The sequence below is a fragment of the Paenibacillus thiaminolyticus genome (assembly GCF_007066085.1).
Lineage (GTDB): Bacteria > Bacillota > Bacilli > Paenibacillales > Paenibacillaceae > Paenibacillus_B > Paenibacillus_B thiaminolyticus.
Window position 1 is genome coordinate 1,428,314 of the sequence record NZ_CP041405.1, and the last position, 24,379, is coordinate 1,452,692.

A 24,379-nucleotide genomic window follows, 5' to 3' on the forward strand; every position below is an offset into this window, starting at 1 on the left:
GCGGTACCGGGTCCGCGTCAGCCGCGGATTTAAGCATTTTTGCCGAAGACGACGCCGCCGTCTACGTACAACGGGGAGCCCATAATGAATTTGGCTTCGTCCGAAGCCAGGAACAGCGCCGCTTCCGCCACATCCTCAGGCAGGCCGAGTTCGCCGCTCAGTTGCCGTGTCTTGATGGAAGCAATCGCTTGCTCGGGATCATCATACGAATTGCGCAGATACTGCTCGACGAACGGGGTGTAGATCGTTCCCGGCAACAGCGCATTCACCCGAATGTTGTACGTGGCGTAGTCCACCTGCATCGATTTGGTCAAGGACAACACCGCACCCTTCGTTGCCGCGTAGGATGCGCGGTTCGCCAGCCCCATCTCGGCGATGCAGGAGGACATGTTGATAATCGCGCCGCTCTGCTGCTCGATCATATAAGGAATGACATATTTGCTCGGCAGGAAGACGCCGCGGATATTAATCGCAATGACGCGATCCCATGCCTCGGGCTCGATCTCATGCAGCATTCCTATGCCGCTGACCCCCGCATTGTTGAACAGAACGTCAATGCGCCCATACTGCCGCATCACCGTATCAGCCATAGCCTGAGCTTGCTCCGGAACGGTAACGTCCACATGCACGAACGAAGCGGCTCCGCCCTGGTCCGTGATCAGCTTCACGGTCTCCTGGCCTGCATCCGGCTGGATGTCGGCTACGGCCACCACCGCTCCTTCGCTCGCGAAGCGCAGCGCCGAGCTGCGTCCGATGCCGGATCCCGCGCCTGTAATGATACATACTTTCCCTTGTAAACGCATGCCGATGACCCCTTCCCTCGATATCCGTTTTCACTCATTTCATTTTCATAAAAGTAAGGGTTGATCATAAAAGTAAGTTGATTATAAAAGAATCGTTCATGATGGAAGCCTTTACAACGATGTCGGCTCGAGCTGTACATACAAGGGAACAGGTCTGTGACGGCCCGTTCCCTCATCCTGCGATGCAGCTGCGGAGGCCGGCGCAAGCCCGGCCTCTTCTGCCACTCATCCGGATACGATGATCAGATTCGCATACGGGGTCGTATCCCCCGTCCGGATAACCGCCCTCGATTCGGTGCACAGCTGCTTGAACTGGACATGCGGCAGCACCTTCCATCGCGCATCCGGCATCAATTCCTTCAGCAGGGCGACCCGCTCCGGACTGAAGGCTTGCATTTCCTCGGTAATGATAATGCAATCAATCATGAATTCGCCGGCGATGGCCCGCAGGGCGTCCGTAACGGCCGGCAGATCATCGGTCAAGGCAAGATCGACCCGCTCCACGCCGAGCGGTACCGGGAAGCCGCGATCGCAGATCGTCAGCATATCGGTATGTCCGGTCTCGGCCAGGATGCGGTTCAGCTGGGGATGAAGCACTCCGCCTTTTTTCATGACTCCTCCCCCTCCCGGCCCCAGGTTTCCGCCATCCGCGCCACTTCTTCACGTTGATCCAGCGTAATGAGCTCCCGGAATGTCGGGCCCGGCCGCTTGAGGTACATCTTCTCGATGCCGTCCACCACCGTAACCGCGACCAGCTCCCAGCCGGATTGGCCCAGCTCGTTCAATGCTGCCGCATCATGCTCGATTCGATACTCCCACGTGACGAGACTCATGGGCGAGCCTCCCACTGGATCGCCACGATCCGGGCGGGCGCTCCGCTCGAATCCCGTATTTTAAGGGGCATTGCTATCACATGCCATTCGCCCTCCCGCAGCGCGGGATCATCGAGCTGCAGCCCTTCGGCGACCCACATATCAGCGCCGAGCACGATACGGTGCGTCTCCTCGTTCTCTTCGCCCGTGCCGCCGATGCTGAAATGGTCGATTCCGACCGCCTTCACGCCGCACTCGGCCAAATAGCGGGCGCCCTCATTGGACAGATACGGAGATTCATAGATCCATTCCTTGGTCCAGCCCCGCTTCTCGCCCCAGCCAGTATACAGCAGCACGACCGCATCGCTGGTCAACTGTTCGGCGTACGGCTCCAGATCCGAGCGCCCAATCGGGTAACCCTTGCCCCGATCCTGCAGCGGGACGAATACCATCCGCCCCTGAAAGGCGTCCACCGGGAATTGATCCAAGGTCTTGCTATATTCGCCCAAATGCGCCGGCGCATCCATATGCGTGCCGGTATGCAGGTTCATCGTCACCTGCTCCAGCTTCCAGCCGTCGCGCGGCCCGACGCATATATAATCCATTTTGGGCGGTTCGAAATCCGGCAGCACCGGGCACAAATGGTACAGCTCCTGCGAGAGATCCACCATCCGGGTAATGTTCAGCATTCGCCTCACCTACCGTTCCATATGATCGTCCGGCTGCGCCGCCTTCACCGTCAAGCCGCCGTCCACCATCAGCAGATGGCCATTGACCTGCATCGCTTCCTCGGATGCGAGGAAGACGACCGCATCGCCAATCTGGCGCGCGGTGCCGAGCCGCTTCATCGGGTTGGCCTGCTCTTCCTTCTCCCGCATGCCCGGCGCAGCCAGGAATTCCGTGCACATGTCGGTATCAACCGTGCTTGGGCCGACCGCATTTACGTTGATGTTGAATCTGCCAAGCTCGATTGCCATCCCCTTCGTTAGCATATGCGCAGCCGCCTTGGACGACTGGTAATGCGGGATGACCGGACTGGTCACCATCAGGCTGGCCGTCGACAACACGTTGACGATTTTGCCGAAGCGGTTGTCGATCATATGCTTTGCTGCCCGCTGCGAGCACATAAAGATGGATTTTACGTTCGTATTATAAGTGCGATCCCATGTCTCCTCCGTCACTTGCATGAACGGCTCGAACGGGGCAATGCCCGCATTGTTCACCAGCACATCGACAGGGCCCAGCTTCGCCTCGACCTCATCGAACATGCGGTTCACTTCCTCCTTGCTGCCGACGTCCGCCTGCACAACAATCGCCTTGCGCCCAAGCTGCTCCACCTGCTGCTGCACCTTGACCGCCTTATCATACGAAGACTCCGACATATAGTTGATCGCGATATCCGCTCCTTCTTCCGCCAAGCGAATGACAATAGCTTCGCCGATGCCGCGGCTTCCTCCTGTTACCAGTGCGATTCGTCCTGTTAATCGACCCATATTGGCACGTCCTTTCTCTTTTCCCCAAAATAAAATAAGTTCCGGTTCCACACCGCCAATCGGCCCTCAGCCCGCTCTGCTAGCCGGCCCGCCGCTTGTCGTTCCTTACAGGCTCGGACCGATCCGGTTGATGCTGAACTCCGCGTGACCGAGCACTTCGGCTGTCGTCAGCTTGCCGCTGCTGACCGCCCGGATTTCGTCCCAGATGCGCTCGCCCGCTTCCTGAAGCGAGTATTCCCCTTCAAGCAAGCCGCTGACATCGACATCCATGTTGTCGGCCATCCGCTCCGCGCACAGGCGGTTCCCGGTAATCTTGATAACCGGAATGACGGCTGATCCGGTCGGCGTGCCGCGCCCTGTCGTGAAGCAGACAAGATGCACGCCGCCCGCAGCCATGCCGGACACGCATTCGATATCGTTGCCGGGGGAGTCCATAAAATAAAGCCCGCCCTTCGGCACCTGCTCTGCATATTCGACGATACCTTCGATCGGCGCCGTGCCGCATTTGCTGATGCAGCCAAGCGATTTCTCCTCGATTGTGCTGAGGCCGCCCGCGATATTGCCTGGGCTCGGATTGCCGCCGCGCATATCCGCCCCCATCCGCTCGACCTCTTTCTCGAATCGATCGACGATGTGGTACAGATTGTCCGCAATCTCCGGCGTCCGGCACCGTCCGGCCAGCACATGCTCAGCCCCGATAATCTCCGTCGTCTCGCCGATGACAATCGTGCCGCCTTCCCCGATGAGGGCATCCGCCGCCACGCCCAACGCCGGGTTGGAAGCAAGGCCGCTCGTCGCATCCGAACCGCCGCATTTGACGCCGACCTTCAGTTCGGACAGCGGGATGTCCACCTTCTCCATCGCATCAAGCAGGGCCCGCATCTTGCCGGCAAGCTCAACGCCATGCTGGATCGCCTTGACAGAGCCGCCGACACTCTGAATATCGAATACCTCGACAGGCTTCCCGGTCTTGCAGATCTCCTCGCGGAGCTGCAGCGGATCGACGACCTCACAGCCAAGGCTGACGATGAGCACTCCGCCGACGTTCGGATTTTTCCCCGTGCCTGCCAGCACATCGAACGTGCGCTCCTTGTCGGCGCCGATCTGGCTGCAGCCATGCTGATGCGGGATGGCGACCGTGTTCGGAACAAGCTGTTGAATGCGGTTGCACACTTGATTCGCGCAAATGACCGTTGGGATGATTAGCAGATGATTGCGAATGCCTACCTCGCCATTCTGGCGCCGGTAGCCTTGAAATGTCATGCTCATTTATCCGATTCCCCTTCCCTAAGTTGACAGACTGTCAGATGAGGTCCGCTTACTTAGCCGATGCCGCCTGATCCCCGCGGCCGCGGATGCCTTCGATGTTGTGCACATGCACATGGCTGCCTGCGGGAATGCCGCAGATCGCCCGGCCGATCACTTCTCCGTATTTGTGCACATGGTCGCCTTCCGTGATCGGAACGATGGCCACCTTATGCCCGAATGGAATGACCTGACTTACCGCAACGGAACGAGTAGCTCCCGCGACCTCGCAAGTGACCGTTTCACCCGGCTGCAATTCCCGCAGTGCCGTCGCCACATGATCGCGTTCGTCCATGACGATAACGCTTACACCTTTTTGCATGACCCTCTCGCCCATGCTTGATCCCTCCTGATTTATCCTAACAAGATGACTTAAACTGGAAATGTTATCGTTAACTCAACAATATCATGGGCCCCTCTTGATGTCAATGTTCTCTATAGCATAAAATATAATCGGTAAAATCTATTTTTAAGTTCTGGCGAAAATGGTATAATTAGGACTTCATCAAGAATGCAAGACTCGACATCGGGTCCGATCCTATTACGTTCATAACCAAAAGCGGACTTGGTGAGCCGCCTCTTATTTGGAAATAGGACATGCTTCTTCCGCCTCGCTGCGCCGGTTGGTGCCGCCGTAGCAGGCGCCCGGCCCGCGGACAGCTAGCTCCGCGGCTTCAGCCCTGGATGCCGCCTTCCCGCGGTGCTTCGTTCGCTGAAGCCGCTTGCAACTGTGCCGCCGGTGCCCATTAAATCATAGTAGGAGATAACGCCAATGGCTACCATTTATGATATTGCGAAGAAAGCCAATGTCTCGGCAATGACCGTATCCCGAGTCATCAACAATACCGGAAGAGTGAGCGAGAAGACCCGCGACAAGGTCAAGCAGGTGATGGAGGAAATGCGGTACATCCCGAACTCGGTCGCCCGCTGCCTTGTCACGCAAGAGAGCAAGATCGTGTCGCTTCTCATTACGGATATTACGAACCCGTTCTTCACGACGATGGCGCGGGGCGCCGAGGATGCCGCCATGCGGCATGGCTATCGGCTCATGTTCGGGAACAGTGACGAGAGCTTCTCGAAGGAAAAGGATTACGTGGAAATGATTCTGTCGATGCGCGTGGATGGCGTGCTGTTCGCGCCGAGCGGGGATCAATCTAAGGAACATCTGGAGTGGCTGCAGCGCCAAAATGTCCCTTTCGTGCTGCTGGACCGCGAGGTTCCCGGCATCGACTGCGACGCCGTGCTCGGCGATAGCCTCGATGGGGCGAAACGTATGGTGGCGGAGATGATCCGATACGGACATCGCCGCATCGCCCTTGTGAACGGAGCTCAGGACGTATCGACCGCCCGTGAGCGGCAAGCCGGCTATATCGAGGCCTTGCAAGAAGCCGGCATCGAACTCGACGAGTCGCTGATCATGCAGACAAGCTATTCACGCGTGCAGGACTTGTCCGTTGCGCATTGGATGGAGCTCGCTCCGGAAGCGCGGCCGACAGCCATCTTCGCGGCGAACAATATGCTGGCCCTGTCCGTGCTGAAATCCGTCCGCAGCCTGGGCCTCCGCGTGCCGGACGATCTGTCGATTGCCTGCTTCGACGACTTCGGATGGGTCGAGGAAGCGAACCCGTTCTTCTCCGTCGCTTCCCAGCCAGCGTACGAATTCGGCGAGCAAGGCATGCAATTGCTGCTGGACCGAATTAAAAACCGGGAAGAACAGCCGCGCCAAATCATGCTCCCTTGCGAGATATTGATGCGGGAGTCCGTGGGAAAAGTATAGATTTTAATCGTTATACGCCGGGAAGGGACGCCTTCCGTTCCTTCCTTTCCTGCATTTGACGGAGGCACTCACGCGCCATCCTGAACTGACCCACGCAGACCCGGTTTGCTCAGAAAAAGAAACCACAAATCTACGCCGCATCGTAACCTTATGTGACTGACTGCCTAACATAAAGACCCATGATGCGGCATTTCGTTTTGCTCACGCAATGCTTTTTTTCCGCATATTCAGAATCTCCTCAACTGGTAAGACGGCCCTCTCGCCCAATACCTAATCTCCCATAAAATAAGATACTCGTCTCGACTTATGCTCGCTCTCCCGTCCAGTCAGGGACTCCACCATCTTGCCTTATGCTCAGTCTCCCGTCCAGTCAGGGGCTCCAACTCGCCTTTTGCTCAGCCTCCCATTCAGTCAGGGGCTCTATCTCGCCTTTTGCTCAGTCTCCCGTCCAGTCAGGAGCTCCAACTCGCCTTTTGCTCAGTCTCCCATTCAGTCAGGGGCTCCAACTCGCCTTTTGCTCAGTCTCCCATTCAGTCAGGGGCTCTAACTCGCCTTTTGCTCGCTCTCCCATTCAGTCAGGGGCTCCGACTTGCCTTTGCTCAGTCTCCCATTCAGTCAGGAGCTCTACTTCGCCTTTTGCTCAGTCTCCCATTCAGTCAGGAGCTCTTTCTCGCCTTTTGCTCGCTCTCCCATTCAGTCAGGGACTCTATCTCGCCTTTTGCTTAGTCTCCCGTCCAGTCAGGGGCTCCAACTCGCCTTTTGCTCAGTCTCCCATCCAGTCAGGAGCTCTATCTCGCCTTTTGCTCAGTCTCCCATTCAGTCAGGGACTCCAACTCGCCTTTTGTTCAGTCTCCCGTCCAGTCAGGGGCTCTATCTCGCCTTTTGCTCAGTCTCCCATTCAGTCAGGGGCTCCAACTCGCCTTTTGTTCAGTCTCCCGTCCAGTCAGGGGCTCCAACTCGCCTTTTGCTCGCTCTCCCATTCAGTCAGGGACTCTATCTCGCTTTTGCTCAGTCTCCCATCCATCAGATAATTCGAATCAATTTTTACTCGATCTCCCGTCTAGTCAGGTGCTCTGAAACGCCTTGATACTTAGTCTTCCAACTACTCAGAAAAAGGCTCGCTAGTTTCTACCAATTTCATGAGAACTGAGACTCTCTGCGAACTGTATTGGTTCATCCGACAATCTCCTCAGTTATCCAGTTCACCTATTTAAGTGAAATTTCTTCTTAAATAATCCCACTTTACGAACATACTTCAGTTACCTGCGTGAGGGGGATATTGTTCATAAGAAAGGAAATACAGGATTCACTCCGGTTCCTGTGCTAAGGGGATAGTGCTCTTAAGCGGGGCAGACAACGATTCATCTCCACTTCCTGCGTGATTGGGATATTGTTCATAAGGGAAGAAAAACCCATGATACACACTGCTTCCTGTGCTAAGGGGATAATGCTCTTAAGCGGGGCAGACAACGATTCATCTCCACTTCCTGCGTGATTGGGATATTGTTCATAAGTGAAGAAAAACCCATGATACACCCTGCTTCCTGTTCTAAGGGGATAATGCTCTTAAGCGGGGCAGACAACGATTCATTCATCTCCACTTCCTGCGTCATGGGGATATTGTTCATAAGAGAAAAAAACCATGATACACCCTGGTTCCTGCGCTAAGGGGATACTCCTCTTAAGCGGGGCAGACACAGCTTCATTCATCTCCACTTCCTGCGTCATGGGGATATTGTTCATAAGAGAAAAAACCCATGATACACCCTGGTTCCTGCGCCAAGGGGATACTCCTCTTAAGCGGGGCAGACACTGATTCATTCATCTCTATTTCCTGCGTGACGGGGATATTGTTCATAAGATAGGACAAACCGTGCACACTCCGGTTTCCTGCGCCAAGGGGGTATTGTCCTTAAGTGCAAGAGACGAAAGTTTTCTTCGAATCATTGTAGCCGGCACCCTTTGGAGCTTAAAAGAACTGCTTCTATCGGTGCCGGCTTTCTTATTTTGTTCTAGCGATGAAGGCCTTGTCTGTCAATGTCCTGCCTCCGATCGATTCAGTTCGTCCGTTTATCGGGGGGGCTCGGGGCTGACTCGTTGTATAAAGTATATCCGGTTACTTCGTCCTCTCGCTTTCTATAAGGTTTACCCTTTTACGGCGCCCGCGGCCATCCCTTTCATAACCTGTTCCTGGAACAGGATGTAGATCGCGATCGTCGGCAGTGCGGCCATGCCTAGGGCGGCCATCGTTAGCTTGTAGTCCGTCGAGTAGCCTGTAGCGAAGACGGACAGGCTGAGCGGCAGCGTCTTCAGCCCCGGGCTGTTGATAAATACGAGCGCGAACGCGAAGTCGTTCCAGAAGCGAAGAAAGCCGAGAATCGCGACGGTGGAGAGCGCCGGGAGTGAGACGGGGAGCATGATCCGGGCAAAGATCCCCATGTATCCGCAGCCGTCCACATGCGCCGCTTCTTCCATTTCTTGCGGCATATTAGCCAGATAGGCAGCCACGATGAAAACGGCAATCGGCAGTTCAAAGGCGGTATAAGGAAAGATAAGCGCAGCATGCGTGTTCAGAATGCCCAGTTTGTTCATCATGATAAAGAGCGGAACAAGCGTACTGTGAACCGGTATCAGCATGCCGAGCACGAACAAGCCCTGCAGCAGGCTGCGCCCCTTGAACCGGAACCGGGCCAAAATGTAAGCCGTCAGCGCTCCGAGGAGCAAGGTGGCCGCCAATGATATCGTCGTGACGAACAAGGAGTTCCACATGGAGCGTCCCATCCCCGACACTTCCCATGCCCGCACGAAATTGTCCCACTGCCATGAGGTCGGCAGTCCGAAGGGATGGGCAAAAAACTCCTCGTTCGTCTTGAAGGCGCTCAGATAGAGCCAGATGAGCGGATACAGCGTGACGAGCGCATAAAGGGCCAAGCCGGCGTTCACGAGGAGCCGGAACGCACGCGACCCTTCGCGCGAGCCTGCAGCGCGGACTGCATTCCCTTGTGCAGATGCGGTTAGCAATGATGCCATATCGATTTCCTCCTTCCTGTCCATTGCACGGATGCTAATGCGCTTCCCGGCGCATCAGCCGCTGTGAACCCGCGACGAGCAGCAAGCTGATGATGACGATGAGGGTAGAAACCGCGCTGCCATACCCGAAGCGGTAGACGGTGAAGGTGCTGTTATACATGTACGATGCGAGCAGCTCTGTGGCATGGGCCGGTCCCCCGTTCGTCATCACATAAATTAGGTCGAACGCCTTCAGGCTGCCGGAGATGCACAGCACGATCGCCACCTTGAGCGTATCCCATATCATGGGCAGTGTCAGTGACGCCAGCTTGCGAATTCCTCGCGCTCCGTCCAGCTCAGCCGCATCGTCCAGTTCGGACGGGATGCTATGCAGGGCAGCAAGGAACATAATGAGATACGGACCAATATAGTTCCAAATGACGGGTATTGCGATCATCCAGATAGCGGTGTCCGGCTCCGACAGCCAGGCCCGCTTCCAATCGGACAGGCCGATCGCATCGAGTGCCGCATTCACCAACCCGGTCTGCGGGTGATATATATTCGTCCAAATAATCCCGATGACGACCGAGGACAGCACCATCGGCATAAATACCGCCGAGCGGACGAAGCGCTGGAACCAGGTTCCCCGCTTCAGCAGCAGAGCGAGCAGCAATGCGATCGGGACTTGGCCGAAGACGGAAGCCCCTACAATAACCATGTTGTTGCGGAACGAGAGCCAGAATACCGGATCTCGCAGCGCCTCAACGAAGTTGGCGAAGCCGGTAAAGCGCATCTCGCCGATTCCTTTCCAATCAAAAAAGCCGTAGTAAGCCGACCAGAATATCGGGACAATGACGAATACGGCATAAATGAGAAGCGACGGCGCCAGCCCCGCCGCAATAAATATCCGCTTGCTTGCCCCTGCATGCGCGCGCATTCGACTCAGCCTCCTCTCCTTGGTGTTGAAGCCGCCCCCCTGCTTGGCCTGAATCGCCTGCGGCCTGGCCTGAATGGTCAGGGGCACGCTTGGCGGCGGCATGCGGCATGTCAGCGGCCGAGCGACTTCGCCTGTGCTTCCTGAATCTTGCGGGCGATCTCCTCCGGATTGCCGCCCATCAGCAATTCCTGCAGCCCATTATTGACGGCATCAGCACCTGCGCTAGTCATGACGGCGTCATAGACCGGCGTCCGCTTGACTTCATTGACAAGCAGGTATACTTTGGCAAACAGCGGCGACACGGAGCTCTCATCCAGATCCAGCTTGTAGCTGACCAATTGATTCGCTTCCAATGTGCGCTTCTGCGCCTCCGGTCCGGACAAGGCGTAGATCAGCTCATAGGCAGCTTCTTTGCGCTTGCCGTCTACCTTGGCGCTCAGACCGAGCCCGACGCCGACAACGCCGGAGGTCGAGTACGGATCGCCCTTGCCGTCCGGGACCGAAGGCAGCACCGCCGCGCCCATGCTCTTGAGCGCTTCCGGCGACGCATTGGCCGATAGATTCGTCAACGCCCAGCCGCCATCGATCATCATCGCGGCCTGGCCTTGCGCAAACATCATTTCCATCTGAGTATTATCGATGCTGTTGAAGCCAATCTGGAACGCCCCTGCCTGCTGCAGCTGTTGCAGCAGCTCCAGCGCCCGCACGAATTCCGGATCCGTGAACTTGGCTCCGTCCTGATTCGCGGCCTTCAGGAACCATTCCGTCCCGGTCACCCGGTCCGCAAGCGAGCTGATAATACTCGACTGGGCGAGCCAGGCTGCCTTGTTGCCGAGCGCAATCGGCGTGACCTTGTTCTCATTTAACGTCTTCACGGCCGCGAGCAGCTCATCCCACGTCTTCGGCACCTGCAAGCCGTGGCTACTCAATATTTCCTCGTTATAATAAAGAATCGAAGTCGGCGATAATCCCATCGGAGCGCTGTAAATGCTGCCGTCAATCGTAAAATCGTCGAAAGACCCAGGGAGGAAGCCGCTCTTCCAATCCGCCTTGCTGTTCAGCAGATCGTCAATCGGCTGAATCAAGCCCCCTCCATGGAATTCCTTCGTCATCATGCCCGGCCACATCAGGAAGACATCCGGCATCTCATTGGCAGCCGCCACTGTCTTCAAGCGTGTTTTGTAGCCGTCCGGTGGAATGGCTTGAATATCGAGCACGATATCCGGGTGCTCCTGCTGGTATGTCTCGATGATGTCGCGCATCGCTTCGGCGCGAAGATCGTCTCCCGTGAAGTTATGCCATAGGGAGAGCTTCACTTTATCCGCGGCCCCCCCTTCCTTCGCCTCGCCCTCGGGACCCCCGGGACTGCTCTGGCCGGAATTGCCTCCCCCTGAACCGCATGCGGAGAGCAGGGAAACAGCCAAGAGCATAACTAACATCGTCATCCATCGTGTTCGCATAGAACAACCCCTCCAATTATGTATGCTGTGAACATTCGAATCGCAAAAAATAGCTATCGTTTTGAGCAGTCGAATCGAAAAATAGCTATCGTTTTGAGCAATTCAATCTCAAAAATCCGACAGAGGGAGTGCCCTTCCGCCGGGCTCTGCGTACATCCAGTATACGAAAGCGCTTCCTTATCCGGTGAGGGAAGAAATTAAGCGGCAGGGGGGAATGTTTTCGCCGATTTTGCGCTAAGCCGGGCGTTCGGCTGCGTTCAGCCGGGAAAAGAATCCTGTCCCGGTGTGTCGGCGCTGGTCACCGATCATCGGGCCGGGTCGCTGAGCGGGACGCTGTTCGAGCCGCCTGCAGCTCCGCCGCTCCGGCTGCTCCGGTATTCGGAGGGGGTGCAGCCCATATGCTTTTTGAACAGCTGGGAAAAATATTTCAAATCCTCATACCCCACCATACGGGCGGTATCCGACACTAGCGCCGAGCCGTCCTGCAGCAGGCGGCATGCCCGGGCGATGCGGGCTTGGGTAACGTACTCGATATAGTTCATGCCCGTCTCCTGCTTGAACTTATCGCTCAGATGATTCGGGTGGACATTCACCACGCTGGCGACATGCTGCAGCGTCAGGCTTCCGTCGGCAGTCTCCCGGATATAACGCATCGCCCGCGAGACATAAGGAACCGCGTCGTCTGCATAGCGGTCCCGATAGATTTGCATCGCCTCCTGAAGCGCGGCGAAGAGCGAGCCTTCCCATTGCTCGGGAACGGCGGCCGCGGGGTCAGCGAGCGCATGCGGCTGCCAGCTCCAGCCGTCCCACGCCTCCGCTGCCTGCCGGTTCAGCGGCGCGGCGGCTTGCGCGCACCGCTCCAGCCAACGCTCCGCCGCGATCAAGGCGGATTGCCCATAGGAGCGGATAGATTCCGGCGTCGCATGCGGATGGGCTATCAGTTCCTTCACCCGCTCCCCAATCCAAAGGCGCAATCGCTCCGGCCGGCCGGAGGACAGCGCCTGCAGCAGGCTGTCCTCCTCCTGCGCCGAGCAGATAGACGGACGGCCTTCGCGCGCCGCCGTCTCCTCATAATGGAGCAGGCGGCGGCCGGCCGCGAACCAGCGGAAGCGCCCGGCGCTGCCTGCTTCCCGGCAGGAGCGGCCGATGTCCGCGGCATCCGCGGCGGCCCCGCCGATTCCGGCGAAGAGCCGGCACTTGAGGAGCTGCTCCGTCCGGCGCAGCGCTTCGTCCCAGCCGCATGGCAGACGGCCGGGGACCGGCTCCGTCCGGCGCAGCGCCAGCAGCAGCTGAGCGTGCCGGATGACCGGGCCGCCAAGCAGCTCGGCCAGCAGATTGGCAGCGGCGAACAGCAGCAGCCCGTGCCGGGCTTCGCCCCAGCCAGCCGCCTCGATGACGGCCGCCTCATACGAAGCCGCATTGATGACGGCAGTCTCATCCGAAGCCGCCTCGATGACGGTCGCGTCGATGGGCGCCGTCCCATAGGAAGACGCGACGCTTCCGCTTCCCTGCGGGGCGCCGTCGCCGCGGAACAATTCGGCGGCGATCCGGCGGCAGTCTTCCACAGGCAGCGGCTCGGTCAGCAGCTTCAGCATCTGGCGCTCCCGGTGGGACGCCTCCTTCGCCGAATCATGCATCGCCGCGTCCTGCTTCTCCAGGAGGCGCGCCTTCGCCCGCAGCGCCGCCTTCACGATGTCGTCCGGGCGGCTCGTTTTGAGCAAATAATCGCATACCCCTTCCCGCAGCGCCCGCCGGGCGTAATGGAAATCGTCGTAGCCGGTCAATATCAGCGTCTCCGTTCGCGGGCTGACCTCGCGGATATGGGCCGCCAGGGCGATCCCGTCGGCGCCGGTCATCCGGATGTCCGTCAGCACGAGATGCGGCTTCTCCGTTCCGATTACCTCCATCGCCTCCTCGGCGGAGGCGCAGGGCGGCAGCACCTCGAAGCCAAGCTCGTTCCATGGAATGACCTGGGCCAGCCCCGTCCGGATGATGACTTCATCGTCAACAATCAATACTTTCACGGATATCTCCCCTTTGCGCGTAATTCATCTCGTGCTTCGGTCCGCCGGGATGGAAAAGGAGACCGCTGTCCCTTCCCCTGGCTGGCTCTCAATATGCAGCTCCGCTCCGGTTCCGTAATGGAGAAGCAAGCGGCGCTGAACGTTGAACAGACCATATCCGCTGCCTCCCGAACGGGATGCTTCGGCATTCGCTGCGGCCGGCTCCGGGGCGCATAGCCGCTCCCTGACCCGCTCCAGCTCTTCCGGGCCGATACCGCCGCCGTTATCCTGCACCGTGAAGCGGACCCGGCCGCTGTCAACCATGACAATCGCAATGAGCAGGCGGCCTCCCGATGCCGGATAGGCCGGAAGCAGACCATGGGTGATAGCGTTTTCAACGAGAGGCTGCAGCAGCAGCTTGAGCATCCTAAATGCCTTCAGCTCCTCCGGCAAATGAATGCGATAATCGAAACGTCCGGGATAACGTACCGATTGGATCTCCAAGTAATTCGCCACATGCGCGGTCTCCTGCTCCAGCGAACAGGTCTCCAGGCCCCGGTTCAGGCTGAAGCGCAGGAAATCTCCAAGCGCGCCGACGAGACTGGCAATGCGGCCGTTCCCTTCCATGTAGGCCATCCATTGAACCGATGACAAGGTGTTGTACAAAAAATGCGGATGGATTTGCGCCTGGAGGGCCAGCAGATCCGCTTCCTTTTTCCGGGCCTCGTTCTCCTTCACCTGCTCGGTCAGGCGGCGGATATTGTCGCTCAATTGGTTGTAGCTGTGCACAAGCATTCCGATCTCGTCGCTGGACGTCTGGGGCAGCGGCCGGAACGGCCGTTCCGGCTGCACGGCGCCGATCGATCGGGCGAGCCGGATGATTGGCTTCGTCACCCGCTTGACGACATAAGCGGCCACGGCGGCAATCACCGCAATCACAATCGCCACCGTCACGGCCGTGAATTGGAGCAGATAGCTGTTCTGGGCGCTGAAAGTCTGATAGGGTATGAGCGCATATACGCTCCACGGGGCGATCGGCACGGACATCGACACGACAAAGTGGCGATCGCGGCCCTCGCCCATCTCCGAGAAGCGCGCGGCGCCGCCAGGCGCCTCCTGCCCGGCAAGGGCCCTCAGCTTCACGGGCCACTGCTCAGCCGCGTCCGGATCGGCGTTGGCGGCGACGATATTGCCGTCCGCATCCAGCAAGAACAGGCTGCCCCCGCCATCCACCGCCGCCTCGCGCAGCCGCTCGGCAAGCGCGTCACCGTCAATGCCGATCGACAGCATGCCGAGCTTGTCGAAATTATTCATATTGCGGATCGGACGCACAAGCGAGACGGTCCGCTTCTGGCCCAGCGTCGTGTCGCTGAGCGCCGGCGGCGACCACCAGACCGGGTGTTCCTGCCAATACGCCTCGTCGGACGGGGCCTGCCCGAACAGATGAGAGGACAGCACCGTCGTATTGGACAGCTCCGGGTTGCCGTTCAGCGGGATGATGCGGATGTCTGCGATGTAGCTTTTGGAAAAGGCAAGGTTCGTCAAAAAACCGACCATGCGCAAATAATCGTTGGCGCTTGCCCGGTCCTTAGCCAAATATTGCTGGACATCATGCTGTCCGATCAAAAATACCGACATGTTCTCCACGTCCTGGGCGATCGTCTCCAAAATAGCGCTGATCTGCCGCAACGTATTGACGCTGGCCTGCTTGCTCTTCTCTTCGCTAATCGACCATGCCGTCCGGTAGGAGACGTAGCCGAGCAGCAGCACAGGGATGATGATGCAGGCGATCAGCAGGATCGATAATTTGCGGTGCAGCGATCGGGTCATCCAGCGCATAACATTCCCCCTCTCTCGGGTTAAGCTCAGCAATAGATGCGATTCACAGCTGCAGTCAGAGCTTGACGAAATCAATGGCGAGATAATATGGAAAAGCATCTGCCAATCCATAAAAGGAAAGGCAGATGCCCGTTCAGTATATCAACGATGTGAACGATTTGCCAAGCCGAATATCTGTACCGATCCCGGATTCATTGGGACGAGCAGCGGAAGACGGCCGGCTGGCACGGAGTGCAATAGAAATGAAGGTTGTCACACAGGGGGACTACATCGATTGCTCCAAAAAGCTTGTTGGAGAGTGCCCAATATATTTCTTGAACACCTGACTAAAATATTTATAATCTTGGAAACCAACCCGTTCCGCGATTTCATAGACTAAGAGATCCCCTTGCTTCAGCAATTCAATGGCCTTGAGCATCCTGTATCTGTTAAGAAAATCATTGAACGTATAGCTTGTTTCCTCTTTAAATTTGGAGTATAGATACACCGTTGAAATGTGAAGGCTGGCGCTAAGATCATTGACAGAAATTTTTTGTGAATAATGCAGCTTGATATATTCAATCATGCTGTCTACATATTTCGTTTTATTGCTTCGAACTTCAAGGTATTGAATATCCAATAATTCATTGTACAAACTTAGCTCTTCAAAGGACTTTTTCTCGTTATGGCGCTGTCGTTTTAATTGTATTTTGGCGATAATCTTGACCATCGCCGCATTTAATTTGTCGAAGTCAATCGGCTTCAACAGATATTCGCTTACGGATAGCGAAATCGCTTGCTGGGCATATTCGAACTCGCTATATCCGGAGATAATGATTGCTTCATAGTCATGCTCTGCTTTACTTTGCTTTAACATTTGGATTCCATCCTGAAAAGGCATTCTCACGTCGGTAATGACAATATCCGGCTGCAGCTCCTTGATTTTGGCCAAGCCCTCGATTCCGTCGGCCGCTCTTCCAACAACGATACAATTCAGCTTCGGCCAGTCCACCATATAGGTCAGACCATTTCGAATAATATCCTCATCTTCAACGATTAATACCTTATACATTGCTCACATCTCCTATATAAGGGATTCTCGCGATCACTGTTGTCCCGGCGCCTTGTGTGCTTCGTATGGAAAGCCCGTAAGCCGGTCCGTATAAAAGCTGCATCACTCGATGGGAGTTGTATAATCCGACATGCTCTGGCATGGCATCCTTATCGTCTAATAACCTTCGTATATAATCGAGCCTGTCCTCCTCCATCCCTTGTCCGTCATCCTCGACTGCGATTTCAATGTCATCCCCGACTTGTCTAATCGTAATCCGGATCAGTAAATGCTTCGTATGCTCAATTCCATGCTTGATGCTGTTTTCAATGATGGGCTGCAATAATAATTTCGGTATTTTATAGTCCAAAAGGGCCGGATCGATATCCGTTTCATAATCTAATCTTGTATTAAATCTCATTTTTTGCAGCCGCAAATAGTCTTCCATGTAGCCTATATCGGTGTGGAGCGCGACCTCTCCATTGCCATAATGGATATAATATCTCATTAAATTAGCAAACATCACTACAATATTGGATGCGTTCTTGGCATCAAATACCATCTCATACCTCAGCATTTCCAACACATTAAACACAAAATGCGGATTAAACTGATTTTCTAAATGCTTAATCTCCATTTTTCTCTTTCTCTCAGCGATTTCATCATTATGCTTCATCAACAGCTGTATCTTGGACATCATGTTATTGAATTCATCATAAATGGTTTGAAATTCATCGAAGGTTCTCGCTTCAAGCCTGTAGTCCATGTTCCCCTGCTTATATTGATCCACGGCGGAGATGAAGGAATCAAAGGATTGCAGATTACGCTTCATGAGCTTCGGCACGACTAAATGGATCAAGGCGAGCAGAATCAGGCCTGAACCCAATAAAATGACGATTCCTATCACCAGAAACTGCTTGAAACTGTTCATGGAGGTCATCGTCAGAATATGAAAGTTCCCATTCCCTGCTTCATTCGCCGTCATATAGTAATAGGAATCATGAAAAGCGATTATTTTTTGATCGGTCCCGTACGGAATCGTTGATTTGCCCATGCCGTTTCTTAACGATTCATGAGAGGTATAGATAATGTTGTCAAAGCGATCCGCCACCACCACCATATCCGCATCCCGGGTATGAATGCAGGCGCCCAGGTCAGCGAGAAAAAACAGGAGATAACCGCGTACTTCATCGCCGCTCGTTATCGGCTTGGCCAACAAGTACGGTGAGTTCCGAAATTGCTCGAAGGATATTTTATTTATGCCGCCGTAAACTCCCTTTTCCTGTTCCTGAAGCTTCAACAACAAATCCTTGAGCACATAACTATTGGATAAAATCTCTTGGTCGCTTTGATAAAAATTCGTGGAGACGATATGCTGATTGTGATCCAAAAGAACAAAGTTTGCTTTAATTTTTCTATCCTTAACAAACCGGTAAAGGAATTGATTCGCTTCAATGAGTACGTTTTTCTTTTCGAAAACAGATCGTATCGTTTTGTCCTCGGCCAGCCTGTCCAGTCCCTCCGAGTATTGCTGAACCTCTTTCTCTATGAGCTGGCTAAGCCCCGCATTATACGATCGATTCGTCTGAACGATGGTTTCCCTAAACGTGAGAAGCAAGGAAAGGATAAACAATGCAAAAATCAATAACACAAGAATGGCCCCGGAACGCACAAACGTCTTCCTGATATAGTCTTTGAACTTATTGGATTTTTGCATCATTCACATCACCTGACGTTTCTTAGAATGATCATTTCTCTCCACCCTATCTGCTGTATGGCTTGCTATGGGTTGCTATACACTAATGTCTTTCTTCCCTGTCAGCTTAAAGAACAGGATCAGCGAGAGGATCGAGGTCAGCGTTAAGATGGTCGAATAAGCTGATGCGTTTCCATAGTTACCTCGAATCACCTCTGTATATACAGATACTGTTAGCGTTTGGGTCTTGCTCGTGTACAGGATGATCGATGCGCTTAATTCACTAATGACGGTAATCCAGCTCATTATCGCGCCGGCGATAACGCCCGGCATCATCATGGGCACAATCACCCTTGTAAACGCTTTCGACTCAGATGCCCCCAAGCTGATGGCCGCTTCTTCGATACTGGGACTGATCTGGCTGATAATCGCCGTACTTGAACGAATCGTATACGGCATTCTCCGAATCGCAAAAGCCATAATCATAATGAACATCGTCCCGCTTAACAGAAGCGGCGATTGACTGAACGCAAAGAGAAAGGCAATCCCCAGCACCGAGCCCGGAATGATAAACGGAAACATCGAGATCGTATCCAAGGTGGAGGTCAGGGCATTTCTTTTTCTTACTGTCAAATAGGAAATCATGATACCGCAAACCACAATAATCAGGATCGCCGCGATACCAATCAGGTACGTATTGAAAATAACCGAAGTATCTTTGTTAAATAGGATGTCCCGGTAGCTGTTCAACGAAAATCCGGACGTAAATACCTGGCCTCCCCTCGTGGCCAGGAAGGAGGTAAAGATAACCACGCATTGCGGGAGGATGGCCAAGAGAACCGTAAAGTAGACCGCTCCGTGCGCTATTATATTTTTCATACCATGACTTTGCTCAGGAACCATCGGCTTTAATGCGCTCATCGAATAGGAGTAGTATCTGGCAAGAATACGCTGAACCATAAATAAGCAGATGGTTAACAAAATAATAAGGACACACAGCGCGGCGGCAAATCCGTCATCTCCCCCCACCTCGCTCATAAATTGAGTATAAATGAGGACGGGCATGGTTCTGAATCCTTCCCCAATCAGCATCGGCGTCCCGAAGTCCGCAATGACACGCATAAAGACCAATAACGCGCTCGCCAAGACCGTAGGCATAATTAACGGAATAATAATTTTGAACACGCGCTGTACCGCCGAATACCCGAGACTCTCAGCGGCTTCATTCAGTGAATTGTCCAGATTCTGCAAGGCCCCCGAAATATAAATATAGATCAAAGGAAAGGATTGCAGCGTCATGACGAGCACGATGCCCGGAAAGCCGTAAATTCCATTCAGTTGAACATGGAACAAATCATTTATGAATTGCGTAATCACGCCATTCCTGCCGAGCAATTGAATCCAGGCGTAAGCCCCGATAAATGGCGGCGACAGATACGAAATAATAATTAAAATTTGGAGGTATTTGCTTCCCCTAATTTTCACTTTCCTCATGACATAGGCGATGGGCAAGCCGATGGCTACAGACAGCGCCGTCGTTACGAGCGTGACTTTAAAGCTGTTCACTAAGGTGATCCAGTAAAATTTTCGCTCAAAAAATTTGCTAAAGTAACTTAGAGTCAGTTCACCCGTGTGAGGATCAAAGATACTTTTTTTCAGGACCAGGACCAGCGGAAACAGAATAAAGAGAAGGAAAACAGCTAAAATGAGGATGGAAGAAAGGTTCCAGACGCTAAATAACCGCTTCTTATTTGCCGCCATATTCGCCACCCGCTTTGATCAAACTTTCCTGGTTTTCGATATCAAAAATATTAATTTTGTTCGCTTTCACGCGCAGATAGATTTCGCTTCCGTTCGCAATAATGTCCGAGATATCGGCATCCTGGATCACTTCTACCGTCTCGCCGTGCGCCAGCTCGGCAAAATAATGCGTATTTACGCCCAAAAACATGCTGCTTCTCACAACTGCTTTAAGACCTTGTTGATCCGAACCGATAACAAACTCCTGTGGTCTTACGGATACGAAAACCTGTGTCCCGTCTGCCAGATGATCGGACAGGTTATGCATGCTCTCTCTATAGCGATTTCCGAAGTTGATCCACTTTTGCCCATCCTCTATTTCTACCTTTGCTTTTATTAAATTGGAAGTCCCGATAAACTTCGATACGAACACATTGGCCGGACGTTCATAGATCTGCTTCGGAGTGCCGATTTGCTGAATCACGCCGCCGTTCATGACCGCAATTCGATCCGAGATCGCCAATGCTTCCTCCTGATCATGAGTGACGTATACCGTGGTAATGCCTACCCGCTGCTGGATGCTTTTGATCGCGTTTCTCATTTCAATTCTTAATTTGGCATCCAGATTGGACAGCGGCTCGTCCATAAGCAGTACTTGAGGATGAATGACCAAGGCTCTGGCTAAGGCCACGCGCTGCTGCTGTCCGCCAGACAGCTTGTCCGGCATTCTATCTTTATATTCTTCTATTTTAACCACGTTTAAAATATCCTGAATTCTATTTTCGATTTCAGCTTTGGGCAGCTTCCTATGCTTCAAGCCAAAAGCGACATTGTCCTTCACAGACATATGCGGAAAGATGGCGTAATTTTGAAAAACCATTCCCATGTTGCGCTTATTGACGGGAATATGGTTTACGACCTGGTCGTCAATTTTAATGACTCCATCATCAATCGAGTTAAAACCGATGATCATACGGAGTAACGTTGTTTTCCCGCATCCCGAGGGTCCCAAAAGGGTAAAGAGTTCACCTTCCTTTATATTAAGCGATAAGCCGTTGATGATAGTTTTATCCTCAAAGCGTTTGACTACGTTGTCAACCTGAATTCCAACGCTCAATCTGCTCCCCTCCTCAATCCCTTGCTTCATCCAACACACAAGTTAATCTAGCGATCTTTCAAGCAGTTCGTTGAACTTAGCCGTAATCTCATCCTTATGATCGGATACCCAGCTTTCATCAAAATTTTGGGCTAAGACAATCTGTTCTGTCGGCACCATGTAAGAAGCAAGCTCTGCTCCTTCTCTAAGCGGTCTGACCGTAAGCTCACTACCTACTAAATTTTGGATTTTTTCAGACAGCATATAATCTACAAATTTTTGGGCGTTTTCAAGATTCTTTGCCCCTTTGATAATCTGGACCGATTCACCCGGGAACACGGCCCCTTCCTTCGGGAAGACAATATCTACGGGCGCCCCATTCTTCATATAACTGGCCACAGGATCCTCCCAAGTCAAGCCGATGGGATACTCGCCATCAGCCACACTTTTGTGCAGTTGTCCGGAGCTGGAGGACATTTTTCCATCCAGATTGGCAATAAACTTTTCAACAAATTCCCAAGCTTGCTCAGACATCGGATCGCCATTCCCCATGGCATATAGCATAGCGGTCAGCGACTGGAAAGCAGAGCTGGAAGCCGCCGGATCACCGAATGCGATTTTCCCCTTCAACTCGGGATTTAACAGATCCTCAAACCCTTCCACCTTGATATCCCCAATTAAATTGGTATTCACGATAAAAACGGTTGGATCCGCAAATGCCGGGGAAAAATAACCAGTCTTATTTCTGAATTCCTCAATCATATTCTTATCCTCGGGAGAAACGTATTGCTCGAACAAATCTGCTTTACTTTTGAGCATCGTTTCATCTGCCGCCCACAGAATGTCGCCCACCGGATTGTTTTTCTCGGACTCGACACGCTTTACCAGCTCTCCGGTACCTGCTACGATAACTTCGACTTTAATTCCGGTATCTTGTTCAAAGTTAGGGATAACGGCATTGTTCAAGCTTTCACTGCGCGCCGTATAGACGGTCAAAACATTTCCGTCCTTTACTTTACTAGAATCTTTGCTAGAGCTATCCTGTGACGAGCATCCGGCAAAAAGACTGACCAATAGAGCTCCGGCAGCAACGATAGTAAACGCTTTCAATTTCTTCATTCGTTCTTTCCCCCTCTTGTTATGATGAGAATAGTTGTAATTCGTATCATCATTATAGGAGCTATCCGTTGCATCGGGTATCCAATAATCCTAAATATATATCCTAAAATACTCAACCTCCGAAATAGAAAAGCATCTGCTAATCCTCTGTTATTGCAAGCACGAACAAGTTCAGAAGGAATAGACAGATGCAGCCTCAGTATAGCAATGAAATGATGAACCTGCCAGATTTAGAACTATGCCAAATTTTACTGCAAACCCAAGTCCAAATTATTTGTTAGGTCACCAAACTTTTTGTGTGAACATGGAATAAATTGTGTTACGATAGAGGCAGCCTCGTGAACGTTTCCTGCGGGGCGATGCTTGGAAGGAGGAACGATGTGGAGTCGGTACAAGACGAATTTCCTTTTTTACACATGCTGGTCAAGGGCCTCGCCGCCCAATTCGGCGATCAATGCGAGGTCGTGCTGCATGATCTGACGCTGCCCTATGACCGGACCATCGTCGCCATCGCGAACGGGCACATCACCGGACGGAAGGTCGGCGATCCCGGCACCAACCTCGGGCTGGAGCTGCTGCGCGGCAGCACCGAGGACGGCAATAAGTTCAATTACATCACGCAGACGCGGGACGGCCGCCTGCTGCGTTCAACGTCGCTGTATATGCGCAACCGCGAAGGGCGTATCATCGGGTCGCTATGCATCAATTATGATATTACGGAGTTGACATTGGCGGAGAAAGCGCTTAAGTCGCTAACAATGACCGGACTGCAGCCGAAAGTGAAGGAATCGTTCGTCTCCAATGTGAACGATCTGCTCGATACGCTGATCCAGGAGGCGCAAGAACGAATCGACAAGCCGGTGGCCGTCATGACGAAGGAGGACAAAATGCGCATGATCGCTCTGCTGGAGGAGAAGGGCGCCTTCCTCATCAAAAAGTCGGGCGAGAAAATTTGTGCTTATTTGGGCATCTCGAAGTATACGCTGTATAACTATTTAGATGAAGTGAAGAACTCATCGAACTAACGTGACGTAAGGAGGCTAGCACGCATGTCCAACGAGATTACACGCCGCGAACGGCGAATTGCGTCCGCCTGGAGCGCCCGTGCCGGAGAGCTTCGCGAGGCGGAAACTCCCTTTTTGCTCATCGATGCGGAACGCACGAAGCAGAACATCCGCCATATGGCAGACATCGCCGCCAAGAATGGCGTCCAGCTGCGTCCCCATGCCAAGACGCACAAAATGCCGCATATCGCCCGTCTGCAGCAGCAGCATGGCGCCGTCGGCATTACGGTGGCCAAGGTATCCGAGGCCGAAGTGATGGTGAAGAACGGCATTCGCGACATCTTCATCGCTTATCCTCTTGTCGTGCCATCCAAGATTCGGCGCGCTCTCGCCTTGACGGCCGACGCCCGCATTATCGCGGGCGTGGACAGCGCGGCCGGAGCGCGCGCCCTGGAGGCGGAGGCCCGGCAATTCGGCGGCGTCCTGGAGGTGCGTCTGGAGATCGATACCGGACTGAAGCGATCCGGGGTACGCACGGCGAATATCAAGGCGGTGGCGGAAGCGATCGCCGGTTGTCCGCATTTGCGCTTGACTGGCATCTATACGTTCCGCGGCGCGCTGATCCACGGGGAGACGACGCTGGATGTCCGCAGCGCCGGTGTCGACGAAGGCATGCGGATGGCCGGCATCGCCGAAGGGCTGCGCGAAGCCGGCTATGACATTCAGGATGTCAGCGTCGGGTCGACCCCGACGGGCGCGTATGCGGCTGCCGTGCCGGGCGTGACGGAGATTCGGCCGGGCACGTACGTATTCCAGGATCGGATGCAGGCCGCCTTCGGCGGCTGTAGTCTCAAGGATTGCGCGGGAGCCGTCGTCGTCACGGTCGTGAGCTGCCCCGAGGAGGATACCGTCATCGTCGACGGCGGGAGCAAAGCGTTCGCGACCGACGTTCAGCCGAATACCGCGCCTCTCTATCTGCGCGGCTTCGGGCATGTGCTCGAAGCGCCCGAAGCGGTGCTGGAACGGCTGACGGAAGAGCATGGCATGATACGGATCGCGCCGGGACACGGCCTGGAGGCCGGAGATCGGCTGCACATCGTGCCGAATCATATTTGCAGTACGTTGAACTTATACAATTCGGTCCAGTATATCACCCCTGACGGGGTAACGCCGGTGTCTGTCGAGGCGCGCGGCTGCAGCTGGTAACGGGAGAAGGAGCAAGCACTCATGCTTGCGTCATCATATGGAAGGAGAAA

Annotated in this window: 20 protein-coding genes; 3 read left to right on the plus strand and 17 right to left on the minus strand. The window is 54.1% G+C overall.

From position 1 onward, the window contains the following. Positions 1-29: 29 nt before the first annotated feature. The 7 genes from FLT43_RS06435 to FLT43_RS06465 all read right to left on the minus strand — a co-directional run bounded on the left by FLT43_RS06435 (position 30) and on the right by FLT43_RS06465 (position 4,750). Entirely contained in the window at positions 30-803 is a 774-nt protein-coding gene (locus tag FLT43_RS06435) for an SDR family NAD(P)-dependent oxidoreductase (RefSeq protein WP_087442489.1), read from the minus strand. Between the two features lie 225 nt (positions 804-1,028). After that, positions 1,029-1,415 (minus strand): D-ribose pyranase, encoded by a 387-nt coding sequence (gene rbsD / locus FLT43_RS06440; RefSeq protein ID WP_087442488.1) that lies wholly within the window; start codon positions 1,413-1,415, stop codon positions 1,029-1,031. Continuing rightward, on the minus strand, positions 1,412-1,636 hold the full coding sequence (locus FLT43_RS06445; RefSeq protein WP_087442487.1) for a hypothetical protein: 225 nt from the start codon (positions 1,634-1,636) through the stop codon (positions 1,412-1,414). Before FLT43_RS06445 ends, rbsD begins: the two co-directional genes overlap by 4 nt. After that, a complete protein-coding gene (locus tag FLT43_RS06450; RefSeq protein ID WP_087442486.1) occupies positions 1,633-2,304 on the minus strand; it encodes a cyclase family protein in 672 nt (223 codons plus the stop codon). Before FLT43_RS06450 ends, FLT43_RS06445 begins: the two co-directional genes overlap by 4 nt. Before the next feature lie 9 nt (positions 2,305-2,313). Next, positions 2,314-3,108, minus strand: a complete 795-nt coding sequence (locus FLT43_RS06455; RefSeq protein ID WP_087442485.1) for an SDR family NAD(P)-dependent oxidoreductase — start codon at positions 3,106-3,108, stop codon at positions 2,314-2,316. A gap of 105 nt (positions 3,109-3,213) precedes the next feature. After that, positions 3,214-4,377, minus strand: coding sequence for a UxaA family hydrolase (locus tag FLT43_RS06460; RefSeq protein WP_087442484.1), 1,164 nt, complete (start codon positions 4,375-4,377; stop codon positions 3,214-3,216). Positions 4,378-4,426: 49 nt separating this feature from the next. Further along, complete coding sequence (locus FLT43_RS06465) at positions 4,427-4,750, minus strand: UxaA family hydrolase (protein ID WP_087442483.1); 324 nt, start codon at positions 4,748-4,750, stop codon at positions 4,427-4,429. 435 nt (positions 4,751-5,185) lie between these two features. Here FLT43_RS06465 and FLT43_RS06470 point away from each other — a divergent pair, with 435 nt between their 5' ends. Beyond that, on the plus strand, positions 5,186-6,190 hold the full coding sequence (locus tag FLT43_RS06470; RefSeq protein ID WP_087442482.1) for a LacI family DNA-binding transcriptional regulator: 1,005 nt from the start codon (positions 5,186-5,188) through the stop codon (positions 6,188-6,190). Between the two features lie 2,145 nt (positions 6,191-8,335). On the opposite strand, the gene FLT43_RS06475 is transcribed toward FLT43_RS06470, so the two are convergent. From FLT43_RS06475 to FLT43_RS06520, 10 genes are all read right to left on the minus strand, one after another. Beyond that, positions 8,336-9,220, minus strand: coding sequence for a carbohydrate ABC transporter permease (locus FLT43_RS06475; protein ID WP_087442481.1), 885 nt, complete (start codon positions 9,218-9,220; stop codon positions 8,336-8,338). A 34-nt stretch (positions 9,221-9,254) separates the two neighbouring features. After that, the gene (locus FLT43_RS06480; RefSeq protein WP_087442480.1) at positions 9,255-10,136 is read right to left on the minus strand and encodes a carbohydrate ABC transporter permease; all 882 of its coding nucleotides are present in this window, start codon (positions 10,134-10,136) and stop codon (positions 9,255-9,257) included. Between the two features lie 110 nt (positions 10,137-10,246). Then, positions 10,247-11,596 carry an extracellular solute-binding protein gene (locus FLT43_RS06485; RefSeq protein WP_087442479.1) on the minus strand — a complete coding sequence of 450 codons (1,350 nt, stop codon included), beginning with the start codon at positions 11,594-11,596 and terminating at the stop codon, positions 10,247-10,249. A gap of 305 nt (positions 11,597-11,901) precedes the next feature. Further along, positions 11,902-13,620: a helix-turn-helix domain-containing protein gene (locus FLT43_RS06490; protein ID WP_087442478.1), complete on the minus strand. Its 1,719-nt coding sequence runs from the start codon at positions 13,618-13,620 to the stop codon at positions 11,902-11,904. A gap of 24 nt (positions 13,621-13,644) precedes the next feature. Further along, positions 13,645-15,438: a cache domain-containing sensor histidine kinase gene (locus tag FLT43_RS06495; RefSeq protein ID WP_087442477.1), complete on the minus strand. Its 1,794-nt coding sequence runs from the start codon at positions 15,436-15,438 to the stop codon at positions 13,645-13,647. A gap of 265 nt (positions 15,439-15,703) precedes the next feature. Next, the gene (locus FLT43_RS06500) at positions 15,704-16,489 is read right to left on the minus strand and encodes a response regulator transcription factor (protein ID WP_087442476.1); all 786 of its coding nucleotides are present in this window, start codon (positions 16,487-16,489) and stop codon (positions 15,704-15,706) included. Beyond that, complete coding sequence (locus tag FLT43_RS06505; protein WP_164776482.1) at positions 16,482-18,140, minus strand: sensor histidine kinase; 1,659 nt, start codon at positions 18,138-18,140, stop codon at positions 16,482-16,484. Before FLT43_RS06505 ends, FLT43_RS06500 begins: the two co-directional genes overlap by 8 nt. 120 nt (positions 18,141-18,260) lie before the next feature. After that, entirely contained in the window at positions 18,261-19,925 is a 1,665-nt protein-coding gene (locus FLT43_RS06510) for an ABC transporter permease (RefSeq protein WP_087442474.1), read from the minus strand. After that, the gene (locus FLT43_RS06515; protein ID WP_087442473.1) at positions 19,912-21,021 is read right to left on the minus strand and encodes an ABC transporter ATP-binding protein; all 1,110 of its coding nucleotides are present in this window, start codon (positions 21,019-21,021) and stop codon (positions 19,912-19,914) included. The genes FLT43_RS06510 and FLT43_RS06515 overlap by 14 nt, the downstream gene beginning before the upstream one ends. Before the next feature lie 42 nt (positions 21,022-21,063). Beyond that, on the minus strand, positions 21,064-22,119 hold the full coding sequence (locus FLT43_RS06520; protein WP_087442472.1) for an ABC transporter substrate-binding protein: 1,056 nt from the start codon (positions 22,117-22,119) through the stop codon (positions 21,064-21,066). A 380-nt stretch (positions 22,120-22,499) separates the two neighbouring features. Here FLT43_RS06520 and FLT43_RS06525 point away from each other — a divergent pair, with 380 nt between their 5' ends. Further along, positions 22,500-23,144 (plus strand): helix-turn-helix transcriptional regulator, encoded by a 645-nt coding sequence (locus FLT43_RS06525; protein ID WP_087442471.1) that lies wholly within the window; start codon positions 22,500-22,502, stop codon positions 23,142-23,144. A 24-nt stretch (positions 23,145-23,168) separates the two neighbouring features. Beyond that, positions 23,169-24,329 (plus strand): alanine racemase, encoded by a 1,161-nt coding sequence (locus tag FLT43_RS06530; protein ID WP_087442470.1) that lies wholly within the window; start codon positions 23,169-23,171, stop codon positions 24,327-24,329. Positions 24,330-24,379 lie beyond the last annotated feature (50 nt).

Excerpts from the sequence above, each read along its gene's own strand:
- FLT43_RS06435 (WP_087442489.1), bottom strand. The coding sequence starts at position 803 with ATGCGTTTACAAGGGAAAGTATGTATCATTACAGGCGCGGGATCCGGC.
- rbsD (WP_087442488.1), bottom strand. The coding sequence starts at position 1,415 with ATGAAAAAAGGCGGAGTGCTTCATCCCCAGCTGAACCGCATCCTGGCC.
- FLT43_RS06445 (WP_087442487.1), bottom strand. The coding sequence starts at position 1,636 with ATGAGTCTCGTCACGTGGGAGTATCGAATCGAGCATGATGCGGCAGCA.
- FLT43_RS06450 (WP_087442486.1), bottom strand. The coding sequence starts at position 2,304 with ATGCTGAACATTACCCGGATGGTGGATCTCTCGCAGGAGCTGTACCAT.
- FLT43_RS06455 (WP_087442485.1), bottom strand. The coding sequence starts at position 3,108 with ATGGGTCGATTAACAGGACGAATCGCACTGGTAACAGGAGGAAGCCGC.
- FLT43_RS06460 (WP_087442484.1), bottom strand. The coding sequence starts at position 4,377 with ATGAGCATGACATTTCAAGGCTACCGGCGCCAGAATGGCGAGGTAGGC.
- FLT43_RS06465 (WP_087442483.1), bottom strand. The coding sequence starts at position 4,750 with ATGGGCGAGAGGGTCATGCAAAAAGGTGTAAGCGTTATCGTCATGGAC.
- FLT43_RS06470 (WP_087442482.1), top strand. The coding sequence starts at position 5,186 with ATGGCTACCATTTATGATATTGCGAAGAAAGCCAATGTCTCGGCAATG.
- FLT43_RS06475 (WP_087442481.1), bottom strand. The coding sequence starts at position 9,220 with ATGGCATCATTGCTAACCGCATCTGCACAAGGGAATGCAGTCCGCGCT.
- FLT43_RS06480 (WP_087442480.1), bottom strand. The coding sequence starts at position 10,136 with ATGCGCGCGCATGCAGGGGCAAGCAAGCGGATATTTATTGCGGCGGGG.
- FLT43_RS06485 (WP_087442479.1), bottom strand. The coding sequence starts at position 11,596 with ATGCGAACACGATGGATGACGATGTTAGTTATGCTCTTGGCTGTTTCC.
- FLT43_RS06495 (WP_087442477.1), bottom strand. The coding sequence starts at position 15,438 with ATGCGCTGGATGACCCGATCGCTGCACCGCAAATTATCGATCCTGCTG.
- FLT43_RS06500 (WP_087442476.1), bottom strand. The coding sequence starts at position 16,489 with ATGTATAAGGTATTAATCGTTGAAGATGAGGATATTATTCGAAATGGT.
- FLT43_RS06510 (WP_087442474.1), bottom strand. The coding sequence starts at position 19,925 with ATGGCGGCAAATAAGAAGCGGTTATTTAGCGTCTGGAACCTTTCTTCC.
- FLT43_RS06520 (WP_087442472.1), bottom strand. The coding sequence starts at position 22,119 with ATGAAGAAATTGAAAGCGTTTACTATCGTTGCTGCCGGAGCTCTATTG.
- FLT43_RS06530 (WP_087442470.1), top strand. The coding sequence starts at position 23,169 with ATGTCCAACGAGATTACACGCCGCGAACGGCGAATTGCGTCCGCCTGG.